General features: G+C 41.9%; 13 protein-coding genes and 2 riboswitches. All 13 genes read right to left on the bottom strand.

What is annotated here, in order from left to right; translation table 11 throughout:
* Window positions 1–66: 66 nt before the first annotated feature.
* Entirely contained in the window at window positions 67–1110 is a 1044-nt protein-coding gene (locus tag CAL7507_RS20205; RefSeq protein ID WP_015130347.1) for an ABC transporter ATP-binding protein, read from the bottom strand.
* Complete coding sequence (locus CAL7507_RS20200; RefSeq protein ID WP_015130346.1) at window positions 1107–2195, bottom strand: iron ABC transporter permease; 1089 nt, start codon at window positions 2193–2195, stop codon at window positions 1107–1109. Before CAL7507_RS20200 ends, CAL7507_RS20205 begins: the two co-directional genes overlap by 4 nt.
* 2 nt (window positions 2196–2197) lie before the next feature.
* The gene (locus tag CAL7507_RS20195) at window positions 2198–3415 is read right to left on the bottom strand and encodes an ABC transporter substrate-binding protein (protein ID WP_015130345.1); all 1218 of its coding nucleotides are present in this window, start codon (window positions 3413–3415) and stop codon (window positions 2198–2200) included.
* Between the two features lie 337 nt (window positions 3416–3752).
* Entirely contained in the window at window positions 3753–4625 is an 873-nt protein-coding gene (locus tag CAL7507_RS20190; protein WP_015130344.1) for a ferredoxin, read from the bottom strand.
* Window positions 4626–4690: 65 nt separating this feature from the next.
* Window positions 4691–6814 carry a TonB-dependent receptor gene (locus tag CAL7507_RS20185; RefSeq protein ID WP_015130343.1) on the bottom strand — a complete coding sequence of 708 codons (2124 nt, stop codon included), beginning with the start codon at window positions 6812–6814 and terminating at the stop codon, window positions 4691–4693.
* A 234-nt stretch (window positions 6815–7048) separates the two neighbouring features.
* Window positions 7049–7459: a DUF1636 domain-containing protein gene (locus tag CAL7507_RS20180; RefSeq protein ID WP_015130342.1), complete on the bottom strand. Its 411-nt coding sequence runs from the start codon at window positions 7457–7459 to the stop codon at window positions 7049–7051.
* A 296-nt stretch (window positions 7460–7755) separates the two neighbouring features.
* A riboswitch (cobalamin riboswitch) is annotated at window positions 7756–7899 on the bottom strand.
* 136 nt (window positions 7900–8035) lie between these two features.
* A complete protein-coding gene (locus tag CAL7507_RS20175; protein ID WP_015130341.1) occupies window positions 8036–9049 on the bottom strand; it encodes an IS701 family transposase in 1014 nt (337 codons plus the stop codon).
* 524 nt (window positions 9050–9573) lie between these two features.
* A complete protein-coding gene (locus tag CAL7507_RS20170; protein ID WP_015130340.1) occupies window positions 9574–10590 on the bottom strand; it encodes a serine hydrolase in 1017 nt (338 codons plus the stop codon).
* 169 nt (window positions 10591–10759) lie between these two features.
* The gene (locus CAL7507_RS20165; protein WP_015130339.1) at window positions 10760–11221 is read right to left on the bottom strand and encodes a hypothetical protein; all 462 of its coding nucleotides are present in this window, start codon (window positions 11219–11221) and stop codon (window positions 10760–10762) included.
* Window positions 11208–12200: a methyltransferase domain-containing protein gene (locus tag CAL7507_RS20160; protein WP_015130338.1), complete on the bottom strand. Its 993-nt coding sequence runs from the start codon at window positions 12198–12200 to the stop codon at window positions 11208–11210. The genes CAL7507_RS20165 and CAL7507_RS20160 overlap by 14 nt, the downstream gene beginning before the upstream one ends.
* Window positions 12201–12507: 307 nt before the next feature.
* Window positions 12508–12651: riboswitch (cobalamin riboswitch) on the bottom strand.
* 12 nt (window positions 12652–12663) lie between these two features.
* A complete protein-coding gene (locus CAL7507_RS20155) occupies window positions 12664–13086 on the bottom strand; it encodes a hypothetical protein (RefSeq protein WP_042341425.1) in 423 nt (140 codons plus the stop codon).
* 71 nt (window positions 13087–13157) lie between these two features.
* On the bottom strand, window positions 13158–14477 hold the full coding sequence (gene atzF, locus CAL7507_RS20150; RefSeq protein ID WP_042341423.1) for an allophanate hydrolase: 1320 nt from the start codon (window positions 14475–14477) through the stop codon (window positions 13158–13160).
* A 159-nt stretch (window positions 14478–14636) separates the two neighbouring features.
* A complete protein-coding gene (gene uca / locus CAL7507_RS20145; RefSeq protein WP_201447852.1) occupies window positions 14637–18269 on the bottom strand; it encodes an urea carboxylase in 3633 nt (1210 codons plus the stop codon).
* Window positions 18270–18299: the final 30 nt, after the last annotated feature.

Here is an 18299-nt window from a genome sequence, read left to right as displayed (position 1 = left end):
GCGCTCAGGGTTAAATCTCTCAAACTCTGATTTTCTGCGTCTGGAGCGTGAGATAAATTCATATTCTCAATCAGCAACGCCCAAAAATTTAATCAATTCATACAATGAATGATGCATGGATACAGCTTTGCTATTTGTAATTTGCCAAAAAACCCGTCTCGGCTCAGATATTACTTCTACTGATATTTGCCTATTCCCACCAGGAAACAAGCTATGGGTAGTATCTTCACCTTGTTTAACTATAAATCCAACTCTTTGTAAAGCCCGAATAGTCCAAACTGCTGCAATACCCTCACCCAGCAAATTAATTTCTCCTTTATGGGGTATTTGGAGGTGAAATTCTCCGGAAGCAACATCAAACTCTACACCTTCACTACGGAAAGTATCAGCAAATGCGCCACTCAACACTAAATCTTCTGGCGCACCAACGTGTAAAGTTCCATTAGTTGCTAATAGCCAAATCTTATCCGCAAGACGCAAAGCTAAATCTAAATCATGGGTAGAAAGAAGAATCGCCTGATTAGTTTCCCGTGCTAATTGGCGCAACAATTGCATAATCTCTACCCGACGTGGTAAATCTAGAAATGCCGTTGGCTCATCAAGTAACATCACCATAGGCGACTGAGCCAAAGCACGAGCAATCATAATTTTTTGGCGTTCACCATCACTTAATTCGCTCACATAGCGTTGTGCTAAGTTCACTGCTCCTACAGATTCGATAGCCCAATGCACTATGGCTTCATCTTCGGGTGTCAACTTTCCCCACCAATCAGTGTAAGGATATCGCCCCATACTCACCAGAGTATAGGCTGAGAGCATTCCCACATCAACTTTCTCCGTGAGTACCAAACTCAGACGTTTGGCTAAATCTTGGGGTGGTAACTTGTAAATATTTTCTTCTAAAAGCTGCACTTCACCTGATATTGGTGGTTGCATTCCGGCAAGCGATCGCAGTAATGTAGACTTACCCGCACCATTGGGTCCGAGTAAACAAACCAATTCCCCAGCTTGCAGAAATACCGAAATGTCAGACGCCACACTCCGAATAGTTTTCCGTGATGTCTTGTAACCAATAGTCAGGTTATGAGTTGTCAAAATTGAGTCACTCATGACGGGAAAGATTTTTGAGAATTACGCCGCAAAATTACCCAAGTCACAACAGGAGTTCCTATCAAAGCAGTCACAGCATTTAAAGGTAAAACCATCTGACTTACCGCCAGTTGGGACAACAAATCTGCAAACAATGCTAAGATAGCACCCATAATTATTACCCCAGGAATCAAGATTCGATGGTCGGAAGTATTAAAAAAACTCCGACATAAATGAGGAATTGCTACACCTAAAAAAGCTATCGGGCCACAAAAAGCAGTTATTGCTCCAGCTAATATAGATGCATTAGTAATAATAGAAAACCTAGTTTTCTGCACCGTTAAACCTAAACTACGCGCATAAGATTCACCCAGTAAAAGCGCATTCAAAGGTTTTGATTGCAACACTGCTCCCAATAAACTCAAAATAATCACTGGAGTTAAAACAACTAACTGTCTCCAAGTCACCCCAGCAAAACTACCAAAAGTCCACATAATATAACTTTGAATGCGTTCTTTAGAGCTAAATTGCAGCAAAATGCTAACCATTGCACTCGTAGCATAGCCAAACAATAAACCTAAAATCAATAGTGTCATTGTGTCTTGTACTCGGCGAGAAACAACTAACATCGTCCCTAACACCAATGCTGCGCCGAAACTTGCTGCTACTACTAAACCAAAATCACCAATTATTCCCAAATCTGCCAATAGTGTTGGTGCTGTAGCACTAGCTGTCAACACAACCAACGCTACACCTAAACTTGCACCAGAACTAATTCCTAATACAAAAGGCCCTGCTAAAGCATTTCTAAATAAAGTTTGCATTTGCAAACCACTTACACCCAAAGCAGCACCCGCTAAAGTAGCAGTTAAAGCTTTAGGTAAGCGAAATTTAAGAATAATATTAGTCCATGTTGCTTTTTCAGGTTCTTGTCTGAGCAAAATCTTAACTACTTCATTAATAGGGATATCAACTGAACCTAAAGCCAAATCTAATAAAAATGAGAAGGTTAAAGCCATGATTAAAGTTGCAAAAACTAAGGTTTTTAGAGCCGTAGTTTTTTGGTAAAATGAGAAAGTTCGATATTTAGATTTATCGTTAAACATTATTAACTAAGTTTGTGGTAGAAAAATAGTTGATGATTAGGTAATATCTCTGGATGCAGTATTTTAATCAAATCAGATAGAACTATATCTGGGTTACTAATACCACCCTCCCAGTAATCATTTCCGCCATTTGCATTAACACGAGCATTGTTATTATAAAGATTGCTCTGTTTCACAGCCTTAAAATCAGCATAGCGATTATCTTCAGTCACTAAATCTTTTACACTCTTCCAAGATTGTCTAAAATTTAACCAGTAATCAGCATTCACAGCCCGTTCAAAAACAACCTCAAAAGATAAAGGTAAACTACCAGACGATTTATCGTCACTCCAGAGATAGTTTGCTCCTGCATCAGCAAGATATTTAGCTACATAACTGTTACCGCCAGGCATATACCAAGTATCTTTAAACTTGAACCCTACAAATATAGTTGGACGACTTTTGACAGATTTAGCTTTTTGAGCTATTTGTTCATATTTGTCAGCAATTTTACTAAATATCTTTTCTGCTTCTTCCTCTTTATTAAAAAACAAAGCTGTAAATTTCAGCCACTCACTTTGTCCCAAAGGCGTTGCTTCCATATATTCAGCATTCATCGCCACTTTCAAACCCGCTTCTGTGAGTTTCGCATAGCTATCAGTTTGGGAATTTCCCGTACCGTAAGTTGTTACTAAATCAGGATTTAATTCTAATATTTTCTCTATATCCACATTGGCATTATTACCAATCTGTGATATTTTTCCCGCTTTAACTCTCTCTACCACATCAGGAGTATTTACTTGCTTACTATCACTAATCCCAATAAGTTTATCAACTACCCCTAACTTAGCTAAATGTGGTAAATGAGTAGTCGAAAGAGATACTACCGAATTTATCGGTACTGTAATCACCTGTGCTTGACTAAAGCCTTTAGGTATCGGAGTTCCACATTGTACTAAGATATATCGAAAACCCTTCTTGGCATTTTGCCAAGGATTTTTAACTGTAACTATCTTGTAGTGCTTGTGATACTCTACTGCTAAACCTATTGCGTGAGTAATATTGATTTTATTGGGGAAATAATCAGTATTTAGATCATAATTTTGAATACAGCCGTTATTTGTAGTCTTAGTAGATGTATTAATTGCGGTACTATGACAAGCAATAACTAAACTAGCTATGAGAAATAATTGGCATATAAAAGTAATATATTTTGCCTGATAAAATTTTATAAAAATCATATTATCTAGGTTTTATTGATTTTAATTTCTATATAGTATTTGTAGGTTGGGTGAAGTGCAACGCAACCCAACACCGAAATCTATAGGACTACTATTTGATTTTTGAAATATACGTAGGGGAGCCACTGCTCGACTAGAGTTTCCCGGCTTAAAGGAGCCAGCCGTGTGGGCGGGTTTCCCGACTTGAGCGGACTGGCGTCAAGTGGCGTTGGGCAATGCCCACCCTACAGATACGGAGATTTTTTCAGAAATCAAATCGGTGTTTACCTGTGCTTCATTCAATCAAGATATCTTTTTGCAAGAAATCTATTTACGATTCACATTTATGTCTACAAAATTAAACAGACTTTGGTGGATAGCAATGTTCAATAACTTTGTTACCTTTCACCAAATGTTCATTAACAATAGTTTTAGCTACATTTGAATTAACACGAGTGTACCAAGTTCTATCATCTGAATAAAACGCAACTGGCCCTAATTTGCAAACCTGTAAACAGCCAGCCGTTCGGACTTCTATATCTAGTTCTGCTTTTTCAACTGCTACCTTGAGGGCATCAAATGTAGGTTGCCATTTGCGCGAAGGATAACAACGTCCAGAAGTACAAACCGCAATATAAGAACACTTAAAAGGATTCTTAGTAAAAGGTAGTGGCTTTATCCCTAATAGATAAATTTCCCGCAGTTCATTATAAAGTTCTAATTTATCAAAATTAGCTTTACCATCGGGTAATAAATTTTCTTCCTCAATATATGGATTCGGTAAAAATATAGTCATCACTTTATCACCTGCACCATTCCAGAATTGAATACCCCAACTTCTAGGGTTTCCTTCTGGATTTATCCGCCGATAAAACGCACCTTTATTGATGAGTCTTTGTTGTCTCAATTCTGGTGGAGTTTCAGAATCTGGGCCACCTAATGTTTCTTCAATGCACAGGTGAAAATGCCAATCTTGAGCAATAACTGTGAGATACCCATCATAAAGCACACATTTTTTTGGTGCTTGATGAAATTCCAACTCTAAAACGCTACCTTGTTCGAGATGTCCTAAGCCAATTTGATGCCAATTATCTTGAAATAATGTGTAAGCTAAACAAGCAAGCACATCACCTTGACAATCAAAAAAATCATACTCAATTTGCCAACCATTTCCAGTTGGTTCAATAGCAGTCTGATTTAATGGTTTTACCCAAGGTTTAAATTGACTCATGACAATTCTTCTCGTATGTTAGGTTGGTTATTCGTAAAAAGGCGATAATTGCATCTCTACAAGTTCTAAAAACTAGCACTCAAACCGACTTGAAAAACTCTACCTGCGTCGGGAAAACCAGCAAATAATTGATATCTTTGATCCAAGATATTATCTACACTACCATTGACCGCTAAATTATCGCTTAATGGTACTCGGAACTTAACATCAAATGTCGTGTATCCCGATGAAAATTCAGTGTTGATGTTATTAGTTGGATATTTACCAACTGAATGCATGAGTAATCCCATATATAACCCTTGTGAGTTTTCATAGTTAATTCCCGCGTTAATACTATCAGCACCAGCAAAACGTAATTCTTTGTCAATTTCTGCAGGGTTAGAGCTTTTTAAAATTCGCGGATCATTCGCCGTATAATTGACAAAAGCATAGACATTTTTTGCCAGTTGCAAATTCAAGGCTGCTTCTATTCCTTTAGTCTCAACTAAGCCGATATTTTCCCAAGTTCCTGTATTTCCGTTTACAGGCGGAATCAGTGACTTAAAAGCAATTGTATCAGAAACTCGATTGTAAAAAAATGTTAGGCGTAGCAAGCCAATATCACCGATTTTTTGATCAATTCCCACATCAAAACTATTACCTATTTCTGGTTTCAGTGCTGGGTTGCCAATATTTGAGGGATTGATATTAAATAGATTAGCAATAGTGGGAACTCGGAAATTTCTGATATAGTTTGCTCTCAGGGTTGTCGAGTCAGAAAGAGCAAGTTTTGTACCCATAGATGGAGATGTCGCTGAACTATTCATCAAACTGCTAAAATCTTGTCTCAATCCTAAATTGACCGTCCAGCTAGGAGTTAAGTTTATTTCGTATCTGGCAAATAATGCTCCTTGTCCAATACTATTATTATAATTTATAGTCCCAATATTAGTAAAATAACTAAATGAGCTACTCTTTACATTCACACTGCGATAATCAAAGCCATAAACTAAGCTTTGGTTTTTGCTAAAATTCCAACTATGTGTTGTTTGAATTCCATAGGAAATTTGATTAGAATCAAAGCGGTTTTGAGATGAAAGCGCATTACTGCGATTATCAAAGCGGGTATTAACAAAATCACCATAAACTCTTGCTGTCAAAAGTGAATTATCTCCACCTCCCAATTTGGAATTCCAGGTTAAATCACTAAGAACTTGGTCTGTGTATTTGCGATTATTATCGGTAAGGGAGTTAAAAAAACCTTGACCATTTTTTGGTATCGGAATGGGTACTCCTCCTGGTACACCCTGTTCTTTTCCTAAGTATTGTGTGGAAAAAGCAAGCGTATTGCGTTTACCTAAATCTGCATCAAGTTTAATGCTGAAATTATTGTAGAGAGAGTCGTTATTTTTTCTAGTTCCCTCAAAATTGGCTTCAGGAATTGCAAAAGGATAATCATATTCAGATCGAGTGCTATTATATCCAATTACCCAACCAATATTTCCGGTTTTTCCACTATTTTGAATGCTTTGTTGATTCAAGCCATAAGCGCCAACATTGACTTTAGCTGACGTTGTGATTTTATTTGTGGGACGACGAGTGACAATGTTAATTACCCCACCTATTGCGTCGGAACCATAGAGTGTAGAACCACCTCCTGGTAATATTTCAACTCGTTCAATATTACTAGTAGTAAATTCTGAAAGGTCAAAACCACCACTACCGAGATTGTTAATTGGTCTACCATCTAGTAATATTAATACTTGACCTGTATTAGAACCCCGAATAAATTGACCACTTAAGGCATTCGGTTCTGTTCCTACAGTTCCATCAGGTAAAATACCTGGAAGAAATTTTAGCGCTTCTCTCACAGTTCTAGCACCTTGTGCTTCCATTTCTTCGCCCGTAATCACGTAAATTGGACGGGTAGAATCTTTGACTGTCCCTTCACGACGAAATGGTGAAAACACAGGTTCATTCAATAGCTTGTCAATGACTGTCAGTTCAATATCGGGTTCTGTTTCTGTTGTGGAGGTTGGTGTATTTTGAGATATTATTTCTGCAACTGGTTGTAAGTCTTTGGCTGAACCTTCCTGTTGTGGAACTTCTGTGGCTTTCGTGCTGTGATTTTTCCATAGCATCCCCTGGGTGACAATCAAACTAGACACAACAATTTGAATTCCCCGTCTGACAACAAAATTACTAAGCATTGATAATTTAAGCAACCTGTATAACTAAGAAAATTGACTTTGATAGCGCGAAAAGCTGATTTTGATTCAGCACAAGGAGGACAAGCATAGTAAAACCAGCCACTGCTTGTACAAGGGTGGAACGAAGATGGTGATAGCAGACTCTATATGATAATGATTATGATTATCACATGAGATGGTCAATTATGAAATTTTTCCGGTAACAAGATAATTTTGATGCTACCCAGTGAGTAATTAGCAACTATGTAAGCGTAATTTTGTCCACTTACTCAGCGGTGGAATGCTTGCGAGAATACGCTTTTTTAGAGGTTCGGGGCGTTCTGACCAAGCCAGTGAACCATCCGGTTTCGCATAATATTGACTAGCACATTGCAAAACAGCAGATGCACTAATATCAACAGGTAAGTCACCGAAGAGATAGGTTGATTTATCTTCTGCAACAAAAGCAATGACACAAGAACGGCTACAAGCACTCATACATTCAACTCCCTGAATGAGGAATTTATTTCGCAATTCCCAGCCTTGTGCGAGTTGCTGAAGCTGTTGTAGTAGTTGTTCACCTTTACTTTCACCAACTCGTTTACCGTTTTGCCATACGCTGTCACAAGTCGTGCAAACAAATAAAGTATGTTGTTTATTGAGCATTTATTTTGAAGTTTGTAGAAAGAAGGTGGAATCGCAGATATGACAAATTTTGCAGTTGTGCAAATGTAACATAGCTATGAATTTGGCAAAAATGATGTTGCAAAAGCTTTCACGCAAGCGAAAAACTAGCGTGAACAATAGTTGCACCAAAAGCTAATTGCAATCATCAATAAATTGCCTATAATTTCACAGCCATGAGTCCTATGTGGCGTATTTCTGGCTCTATGAGAACGTGAAACTGATGTATCGTTGAAATATTTATGATAATATTCACCTGTACCTCGCAGATGGGTATGAGCTTGTGTGTTACTTTCGGCGGGCATTCTGACTCACAAGGCAAGCCTTGATTACAGCTGCGGGACAGCGCCGGATTCGCACCGGACTTTCCCCGTTTCCTCTAGTAGCTGTTCCTTACTAGAACCGAAACTTATAATTTACACTACCATAGTTACTGTCTGCATGTATATTTCGATTAGTAACAATTTGGCAAATATTTCAATTCCCGATATCACTTAGGACTTACGCAACTGGCACAAACAATGGGTGGTACGGGACTGCATAACAGAAGAATCTAACTCAAACCAAGGTCATACGAATATCGGGGCGTTTGAGTTGCTGAATCAAATAATTAGAAAGTAATTTATGCTTAATTTGATAAATAGTATCACCCGTTTGATAGGCTATATTCTTTAATCGAACCCAAACCAACATTGCACAAGCAATATGATTTCTTTGAATACGAGCTTTACGACATTGACAAGATTCAATGCCTGTTAATTGTTTTATTTCTCTGTGAAACTCTTCAATTTTCCAACGAATTTTACACACCTGTTGTACAACATCCGTGGAACTTTGAGATAAATCGTTAGTTACGACATAATCCGTTCTGTTGGTAGAAACAGTAACCCGGAAAAGCTTCACTTTTTTATTAGCTGGGAACGATTTTATTTTGATGATTTTACCAGATTCTAATTCTTCTTGGCTCCATTCTAATGTTTCAATACGCTTATATTTTTCCTTACCAAATTTATCATCGACTAAACGATTAATCTTTAAAGGACAATAGTAAATTTTATCCAAGCTGTCAATATAGAGCATTAAACTGTGTACCGCGTACCATGTATCCATCAAAACAGTATCAAATGGTAAAAGCTTTTGATACACAAGGCTTTGCAGCATATCTTTCACATGGTCTATCTTGGTTTTACCATCGACATCTGGATTGAAAATTCGATAATCTATTACCCAAAATTTTTGCAGCTTAGGGTTTACATATACACAGTTAACCACACCAATCCCTTTGACTACACCATGCTCGTTACCACTATATTGCCTCCTGACCATTTCTATTTCTTCTGAATATCTTTTATCTAAAACGCTATCATCAAATATTATGTAACCATTGGCATCAGGCTCAACTACTTCTTTCACATTATCCCATAGTAAACGAGGTGTTAACTTTTCTCTTTTCAAATAATAGTTAATTGCATCATGGCTAATACTTTCTAAATGCTCTCCTAAATTGGTAATTGTATAATTAATTTGACTACTTAATAAGTATTGACAGTAATTAAGCTTAGTAAATCTCATTGCTAAACCACTTTTTTTGATGCGCCCTCTATTAATTTTCTCATAAAACTTTCCAGTCAACTTTACACAATTGATTAGTATTACTAATTTAAGTTGAGCCGCTCACTGAAATTCTTTTTGATAGAACAAATATACTACTGAATAGTGTAGGCGTAGCCCGCCGCAGGCATCGCCCTGTACCAGTTGCGTTAGTTACGTTAATACACATATATTAAAATTTAGCGATCGCCTGTGCCAGTTGCGTAAGTCCTGTCACTGATGGAATCTGGGATGTAAGTAGCTAGGCATAAATATTTATCGTTGAGAACAGGCAACTTGTACTGAGCGGAGTCGAAGTATAGGCAATGGGAAAAAGGATTTGAGTCTGATTTATATTTCTCTACATAGTTAGGTTTAATTGTGCCCACTTACTTACACCTGCAGACGGTGATAGTGATTCTCTGTCGGATGTAAGACAATCGAGGGTGGGGAAACCCCACCCCTACTGATTGAAAAACCTCCATAACACAAATAAAAGTCAATAATTAAGGTAGATGACTAACTTTTGGTTGCTCGAAGTAGCCATATACTACCTGAGAAACTTGACGGATAAAAGCTTTTGCTCTATCGTCATTATTTGGTCTTCGCACGAAAATTCCTGCTAAATAACGCTTACCTGATGGCGTTTCAATAATACCCGCATCTCCCAGCACAAACCGCAGAGTTCCCGTTTTGTGAGCAATACTTGCTCCAGAACCCAAGCCAGATGGGAGTAAGCTTCTATTGTGACAGCGAATCATAATACCTAACACTTGAGAGCTACTTGTATCAGAAATTAATTGATTATTTGCCATCAAAGCTGACAATCTTACTAAGTCTTTTGCACTAGTTTTATTGGTTCCCTTAAAGTCTCCTAACATATTGTGAATCACAGTACTTTGTAATCCCCAACTGCGAAACCGCTGATTTAAATTTGCCTTACCACCTAAACGGTCGATAATCATATTTGTAGCGGTGTTATCGCTAATAGTCATCATTTTGGTTACAGTTTCCAAAAGACTAATCTTAGTTCCCACACGCTGATACTGCATATTTCCAGAACCGCCAGCGACGTGTTTACGTTGCATGACCAATGTTTCACTTAGTTTGATTTTCCCTGCATCTACTTCTTGAAACAAAGCGATCAAAATAGGATACTTAATTGTGCTGGCGGCGGGGAAAGCTTTACCCCCGTTTATATTTAAGTAATCTCCTGTTTGCAAGTCCATAAAAAAGATTCCGGGAGTGAGGAATCTGTAGCGAGCCATTAATGCTTTAATCGGAGTTTGTAGTTCTGAGATTTCTTTTCCTAGAGGAACTATACCAGTGTATTTTGGGGTATTTGTTGGATGAGTAAAATCGCTTGAGGGAGTTGGGGGAATGAATTTTAGTTTTGGTAATTGTAAATCTGATTGATTTCCACCATCTGCGCTGTCAACTTGATTTGTGTTAGGACTCGCCTTTGCTGGCAATGATATTAAAAGAATACTTGTGAGGCTAAGTAATAACCAGCGTAGTTTCATGTAGTGCTGTGAGGATAGAAGGAGATTTATTTAGAGAGATTTTCTGGAGAAGTAAATTAAATCCGGATCGATTGAAATAATATTCAATAAAATATCCTATTTCAGGATATACAGATGAATCGATGAAGGTGCGGAAATTTACGACTAAAATTTGCTAATCAAGTAATTTTTATGGCATTAAACTTGGTTGAAATTCTTGCCAACGGTTGCAAACTTGTTCGTAGCAATCTGGTGGGGTAATTTTTAGGTTGTGTAAAAAGTTAACCTCAGTTTGAGGATGAGCCTTCTCTACGAGAGGCTGTGCTAATAACACCAGAAGAATATCTTGATGGGGATTGTATGTTGCGATCGCTGGGAGAATGCATGAAATAATTGATGAGTCAAGTGATAAAGATTGCAAGTGAAACCCAATCAGATCGGCGGGGATGAATTGTAGCGTGAAGGGAACTGCATCAAGACTTGTAGTTGTAGAGTGAGTAACTTGAGCATCCACATCACAGATGACAACTCCCCGCCCAAATGACTGAAATCCTTTCCATGCTGTATAACCAATTACCAGCAGATTGTGATGGATAAAGCTGTTTTGCCAGTAGCCAAAATTTCCTTGCCAGACACTATTAGGAGGTCGCATTCATTTCCGGGGATTTTTCGTTGCTAAAATCAGACGAACTAGAGAGGATTTGCTCACGCCGTACTGCCCGGAACATGCCAAAGCGGCATAGCCCTAAACCAAAGGCTAAACGCATTAACAGCAGAGTGGGGACTTCTCGCAGCGATTTGATGAAACCGGGTAGGCCAAAACCCACTAGCCCTTGGGGACGAATGATCCCTTGCCAAATGGAATCAAGCCAAGATGGTAGGGTTTCCCGTGTCCAGTCGGCAGTGGTTACGGCCCCTGCGGTCAGGGTGGTTGCTTGCAAAAGTTCGGCAAACCCTTCAATACTAGCGAATTCAGGATGTGCCCACTGATCCAGCAGTTGCTTCATCACCCAACGTTCCCACAACACCAGAGGTTGCTTTCTGGCATCTCGCTGGTTCCAATCCGCTACCACAAGGATTCCCCCTGGCTTCAGCACCCGCAATAGTTCTTGGGCAAAAATTGCCTTATCCGGCATATGCGGCCCAGCTTCGATACACCACACTACATCAAAACTAGCATCTGGAAAAGACAGGTTCATCGCATCATCCTGCTGGAACTGGGCTGGTATCTCTGGTGGGGTCAATTCCTGTGCGCGTTTCACCTGTTGGGGGCTGATAGTGATGCCTGTAACGTGAAAGCCATAGTCCCGCGCTAAGATTCGACTACTGCCGCCGATGCCGCAACCCACATCTAAAACTGTAGTGCCAGTAGCCAACCGATCCAACCCACCCCAACGCACCATCTCATGCACAAAGTCCACTTTGGCGGCACGGAAATCTTTGGGATGAGGGGGGGAACCATAGTGACCAAGGTGGATATGATCTCCCCAATAAAACTCCAGGATGCCGTCTTGAGTCCATTGATCGTAAGCAAGAGCAACGGAATCACTAGATTGGTAACGACGGGCGCTGAAGATATAAATTAACCCCAACCCTGACGCTACTGTCAATAACAGCCAGATTATGTTCATCTAAAAATTTCTCTTGAGTATGGAAGGCGCATCTATTTATAACGGTAAAGATTAGCCAAACGAATAAGCGTATCCATCTTTTTTGTGAATAGTCATGCCAATAAAAATGAGCGTGAGCGATACTTGTATGGGAAGTGGCGATCGCCATCGCTGCATCTCAAGACGTAAATTTATAAAATTAACTGCCCAACACCTCATCAAAAGCCGTAACCTGTAGCGCTTTGATATGTAGGGTTGTGAGAATGTAAAGCTTAGTAGTTGTAGAAATTTTCATAAAAACGCCTATCTGTGCCTCGCAGATGTACAAAATTTACAAGTTAACTTCGGCGGGCATTCTGACTCACAAGGCAAGGCTTGATTACAGCTGCGGGACAGCGCCGGATTCACACCGGACTTTCCCCGTTTCCTCTAGTGGCTGTTTCCCACTAGAACCGAGTTAATCTCAAATATATCACCTTTGGTGTCATTGACTCGCCAAATAATTACGCCAGCCGCCGTGATGGGAAATGTCTTGAGCTTGGGCAGTTCCCAAGGCAGGAAAAATCGCGTAGGGTTCACACAAAAAGCCTTTCACTTGGGAGCCATCATCTAAGTCTAAGGTGCCAATAACCAAAGGTGGGGGCACGGCGGCCACAAAAGTACCAAAAGCGTCTGCGTTGAGTTCCCAAACTTCAACTTCAATGCCGACACCAGAACCATCGAGAACCTTCACCAGTCCAGGTTTAGCAGGATGGGTATTTGCTAAAGCATACAAGCGATATACAGATGCGGTTTTACAGGTTTTCAGTAGTCGCGCTTGCCGTTCTTGGAGTTGATAATTCAGCGGTTGTCCGGTGAGATGGGCACCGACAACGGCGAGAGCAATGGGCGATTCTACGGTTGGCATAGTTATCAGTTAACAGTTACTTGTACTGAGCGTAGTCGAAGTATCAGTTAACAGTTAACAGTTAACAGTGATCAGTTGTAAAGTGTCCCCAAATGACACAATGCCTGATCGTAGAACGCCGGAGCCATCAGGGTAATGCCAAAGGGCAAACCATTGGGGCGAAATCCAGCCGGCAGGGCGATCGCACTCAAATCTAGTAAGTTGACGAAATTGGTATAGTAACCCAGGTTGGTGTTGAGGGCGATGGGGTTTGCTGCTACTTCAGCTTTGGTGTAGATAGTACCGGTAGTGGGCAGTGCCAACACATTGACTTTTTGCAGTTGTTGTGCAGCTTGTCGTTGGAGTGCGGCTAAAACATAGAGACTTTCAAAGGTATCAACAGCAGTGTAACGCGAACCATTGCTAATGATTTGACGGACAACAGGATGGATAGCATCTGCTTGGTTTTGGAAGAAGGATTTGATGGCAACTAGGCGTTCTGCTACCCAAGGGCCAGAATAAAGCAAATTGGCAGCTTGGAGAAAAGGCTGGAAATCAATTTCCACTTGTTGACCACCGATCGCTTCCAAGCGTTGCAAAGCCTGTTGGTATAATTGGGCAGCGGCGCGATCGCCAAAAAATTCCAGTTGCTCTGTAGAAGGCACACCAAAAGCAAACGTCTTGGGAATTGCCGATGTTGTTAGTGGTAGCGGACGTGAGTATATATCAGTAGCATCAAAACCACTGGCTACTTGCCACACAGTTTCTGCATCCCGACAATTCAAAGTAAAAATTGAGACGCAATCGAGGGAACGACAGGCGGGTACTACGCCGGAAGTGCTTAAGACACCGCGAGTCGGCTTTAAACCGACAATATTATTAAACGCCGCCGGCACACGTCCTGAACCAGCTGTATCAGTACCGAGGGAAAAGCTGACAAGTCCAGCGGCGACAGCAACAGCGGAACCAGAACTAGAACCACCGGAAATGTAATCGTCATCAAAAACACTGCTACATGCTCCGTAGGGCGATCGCATTCCTACCAATCCTGTGGCAAACTGATCGAGGTTAGTTTTGCCAATCAAAATTGCCCCGGCTTTGAGCAACTGTTCTACAACCGTCGCCGTTTTTTCCGGGATGTAACTGTAAGCGGGACAGGCGGCTGTGGTAGGCAATCCAGCAACGTCCATATTGTCTTTAACAGCGAAGGGTATGCCGTAGAGGGGTAAGTCTTCCGGGGTTTGGGATTCTAGGGTTTTGGCTTGGAGAATTGCATCTTCCTCAGGTATCAAATGAATCCAAACGGCATCATTTCCCCGTGCAGCAATGCGGCGATAGATTTCTGAGATAACTTCTGTTGGTTGGAGTTGAGCGTGGCGATAGGCTGTGAGTAAGGATGAAATTTCTAGCATAGGGCTTGCTGAGTGAGAATATGATTTTTTTTGCACGCAGAGGCGCAAAGACGCAGAGAGTAGGAAAGAGTTTATAGTACTTACAGCATTTTTCATGTATTTGGATCACACTTTTGTATTTCTCTCTGCGCCTTTGCGCCTCTGCGTGAGACAAATTCATTAACTCCCCTCTTGGCGAATAATTGCCAAAACCTGCCCAGCAGTGACAAGTTTCCCCGGTTCGCACAACACTTCTACTACGGTTCCTGGTTCATCTGGGAGTAGTGTCATTTCCTGTTTCATGGCTTCGAGAACAATAACGCCGGTTTCTTCTGTGACGCGATCGCCTGTTTTCACTAATACTTGCCAGACATTCCCAGTGGTGGCGGCGGTGAGGGCATAGCAATCATCGGGAATTTCCACGGCTGTGCTGGGTGGTGTCTCTGGTGTGGCGATGTCGCTTTCGTCTTGGGCGCTGAGTGCCCAGCGATCGCGTTCTTCTCGGAAGGCGATTTGCTGGCGGGTTTTAAAGGTGGCTGCTTCGGCGGCGATGTCCTGTAAAAACTGCTGATATTCACGTAAATTGAATGTAGTTTCTTCTACGTCTAACTTAAATTTACCTGCGCGGAAGTCTTCCCGGAGTTTTGTGAGTTCGGCATTCGACACAGGATAATATTGCACTTGGTCGAAGAACCGCAATAGCCAAGGCTTACCCTCGATGAAGTCTCCTGTTTGGTTGTAGCAGTTCCAAATGGGCAGGGTACGGCCAACTAACTGATAGCCGCCGGGACTATCCATACCATAAATGCACATATAGGAACCGCCGATGCCCACCGTGCCCTCTGCTGTCCAGATGCGGGCTGGGTTGTATTTGGTGGTGACGAGTCGATGGCGAGGATCGACGGGTACGGCGGCGGGGGCACCCAGGTACACATCACCTAGTCCCAATACCAAGTAACTGGCACTAAAAACAATATCGCGAACTTCTTCCACGCTACCAAGTCCGTTGATGCGGCGAATAAATTCGATATTGCTGGGACACCAAGGCGCATCTGCACGCACAGATTGCATGTAGCGATCAATAGCAAGTTGGGTTGTTTCGTCGTTCCAAGACATGGGTAAATGTAAAATCCGTGTCGGCACTGCCATATCTGCAATGGCAGGTAAACGGGCTTCAATATCTTGCAACACTCGCATTAAATCGGGTTGGGAAATAATGCGACTATCGTAGTGAACTTGCAGAGTGCGAACGCCAGGAGTGAGTTCGATAATTCCCGCGATCGCATTTGTTTGTAGGGCTGTCATCAAAGCATGAACGCGGAAGCGCAAATTTAAATCCAGTACAGGCGGGCCATATTCAATCAACACATATTTATCGCCCGCTTGACGGTAAGCAACAGCTATTTGGGTGTCGGTGATGGTTGCCAAAATTGCTGGATTTCTCACATCCTCATTCACTGTAGCTATAGATTGCCCTACTTGCAGGGTTTTGATTTGCTCATCCTGTTGTAATTCTTGCTGTAATGCCTCAGCGAAAGTACGGTGACGGAAACGAATTTTGTCGCCTGGTTTGAGTTGGCCGATTTTCCACAGTTCTGCTTGCACAATGGTGATGGGACAGACAAAACCACCCAAGGAAGGACCATCCAAACCTAGGATAATCGGCATATCTCCCGTGAAATTAATTGCCCCAATCGCATAGGCGTTATCGTGCAAATTCGACGGATGCAGCCCCGCGTCACCGCCATCTTGTCGCGCCCAATTGGGTTTAGGGCCATTCAATCGGATTCCTGTCCGAGCGGAGTTATAATTTACTTCAAAATCGGTGTTGAAGATGGTATCAATAGATGCCTCAGTAAAGAAATCTGCCGCGCCGTGGGGGCCATACATCACCCCAATGTCCCAATGATTCGGGTAGTTGGAAATCAATTCTGCGGGCAGACTCTGTATTTCTACTTGATTATTGGCTACTTGATATAACTTTAATACATCTCCAACTTGTAGCGCCCTGCCACCATGTCCGCCAAAGTTGCCCAGGGCAAAGGTGGATTTACTGCCCAAATAATCGGGCACGTCAAAGCCACCTAGCACTGAAATGTATGTACGGAAGCCGTTTCCTTGAATGTTACCTAATCGTAGTGTGCTACCTGCTTTTACGATTACTGCGGTGTAATAGGGAATCGGCTGTTTGTCTAAGGTGGCTTTCATCCGTGCCCCTGTGAGGCAAATTACCGTATCAGTATTAAAACGTAAGGTGGGGCCAGATAGGGTACATTCCAAGCCTGCTGCTGATTCTGGGTTATTTAAAATGCGGTTCCCCAACCGAAACGCCAAAGAATCCATCGGGCCAGAGGGTGGTACGCCAATGTCCCAATAACCAATGCGCCCAGGATAGTCTTGAATCGATGTCATTGTCCCAGCAACGAGGACATCTATGGTGCGGGCGTGGTAGTTAAAGCTACTTGTAAATTTGGTGGTGATGTTACCTTGGGTGAATTCGGTGGAGGAAACAATTTGTCGCAGATATTCCAGGTTGGTTTCAATACCATCAATGCGAGAATTCTCTAGGGCTATTTGCAGTTTAGCGATCGCATTTTCTCGTGACTCCCCATGTACAATTATCTTTGCTACCAGCGGATCGTAGTAAGATGAGACATTCGTACCAGTGACAATCCAGCGATCGCAGCGAACATCATCTGGGAACTGGACATTAGTTAAAATACCAGAACTGGGTTGGAAGTTTTTATTGGGATCTTCCGCATACACCCGCACCTGAATTGCATGTCCTTGGGGTTGATAGCGATAAGTATCCAGAGATAAGGATTCACCCTGAGCTAAACGTACCATCCATTCCACCAAATCCACACCAGTAATGGATTCTGTCACGCCATGTTCTACCTGTAGGCGGCTATTTACTTCCAGAAAATAAAATTCTGCGGTGTCAACATCATAGATAAACTCTACCGTTCCCGCCGATTGATAATTGACAGATTTACCGAGTTTAATCGCTGCTGAATACAAACTCTGCCTGAGTTCATCGTTGATATTCGGCGCTGGTGCTTCTTCAATCACCTTTTGATTGCGGCGCTGCGTCGAGCAATCCCGCTCACCCAAAGCGACAACATTACCTTTACCATCACCGAAAATTTGCACTTCGATGTGGCGCGATCGTTCAATATATTTCTCTAAAAATACACCACTTTGATTAAAATTATTCCGACTCAACCGCTGCACTGTTTCTAATGCATCCGCCAGATTCTCCGCCTGACGACAAAGCTGCATCCCAATCCCACCACCACCAGCCGTGCTTTTAATCATCACGGGGTAGCCAATTTCCGCTGCTGCTTCCTCTACCTGCGCCAAAGTATCTAGTAAAGGTGTCCCAGGGACAAGGGGTAAACCGGCTTGTTGAGCAAGGTTCCGCGCTTGATGCTTCAAGCCAAATTGCTGAATCTGTTCAGAGCTAGGGCCAATAAAAATAATCCCCGCTTCGGCGCAAGCTAAAGCAAAATCAGCATTCTCACTCAAAAAACCATAGCCAGGATGAATCGCATCCGCCCCGGTAGCTTTTGCCGCCTCTAAAATGGCATCAATACGTAAATAACTCTGCGCTGCGGCTGCTGCTCCCACACACACAGCTTCACCTGCAGCGGCGACATGGGTAGCGTTAGCATCCGCTTCCGAATAGACTGCAACAGAAGCAATTCCTAAGCTATCCAGCGTGCGAATAATCCGACAGGCGATTTCACCCCGATTGGCAATCAGTACCTTTTTAAACATGGGTAAAGTAAGTAAGTGTAAGAGCAGAAGCATTCGCAGTACACTTTATCACAGCTGACAACC

This window comes from Calothrix sp. PCC 7507 (assembly GCF_000316575.1).
GTDB lineage: Bacteria > Cyanobacteriota > Cyanobacteriia > Cyanobacteriales > Nostocaceae > Fortiea.
The sequence above is the reverse complement of the archived record's forward strand: the minus strand, read 5'-3'. Positions and strand labels throughout refer to the sequence as shown.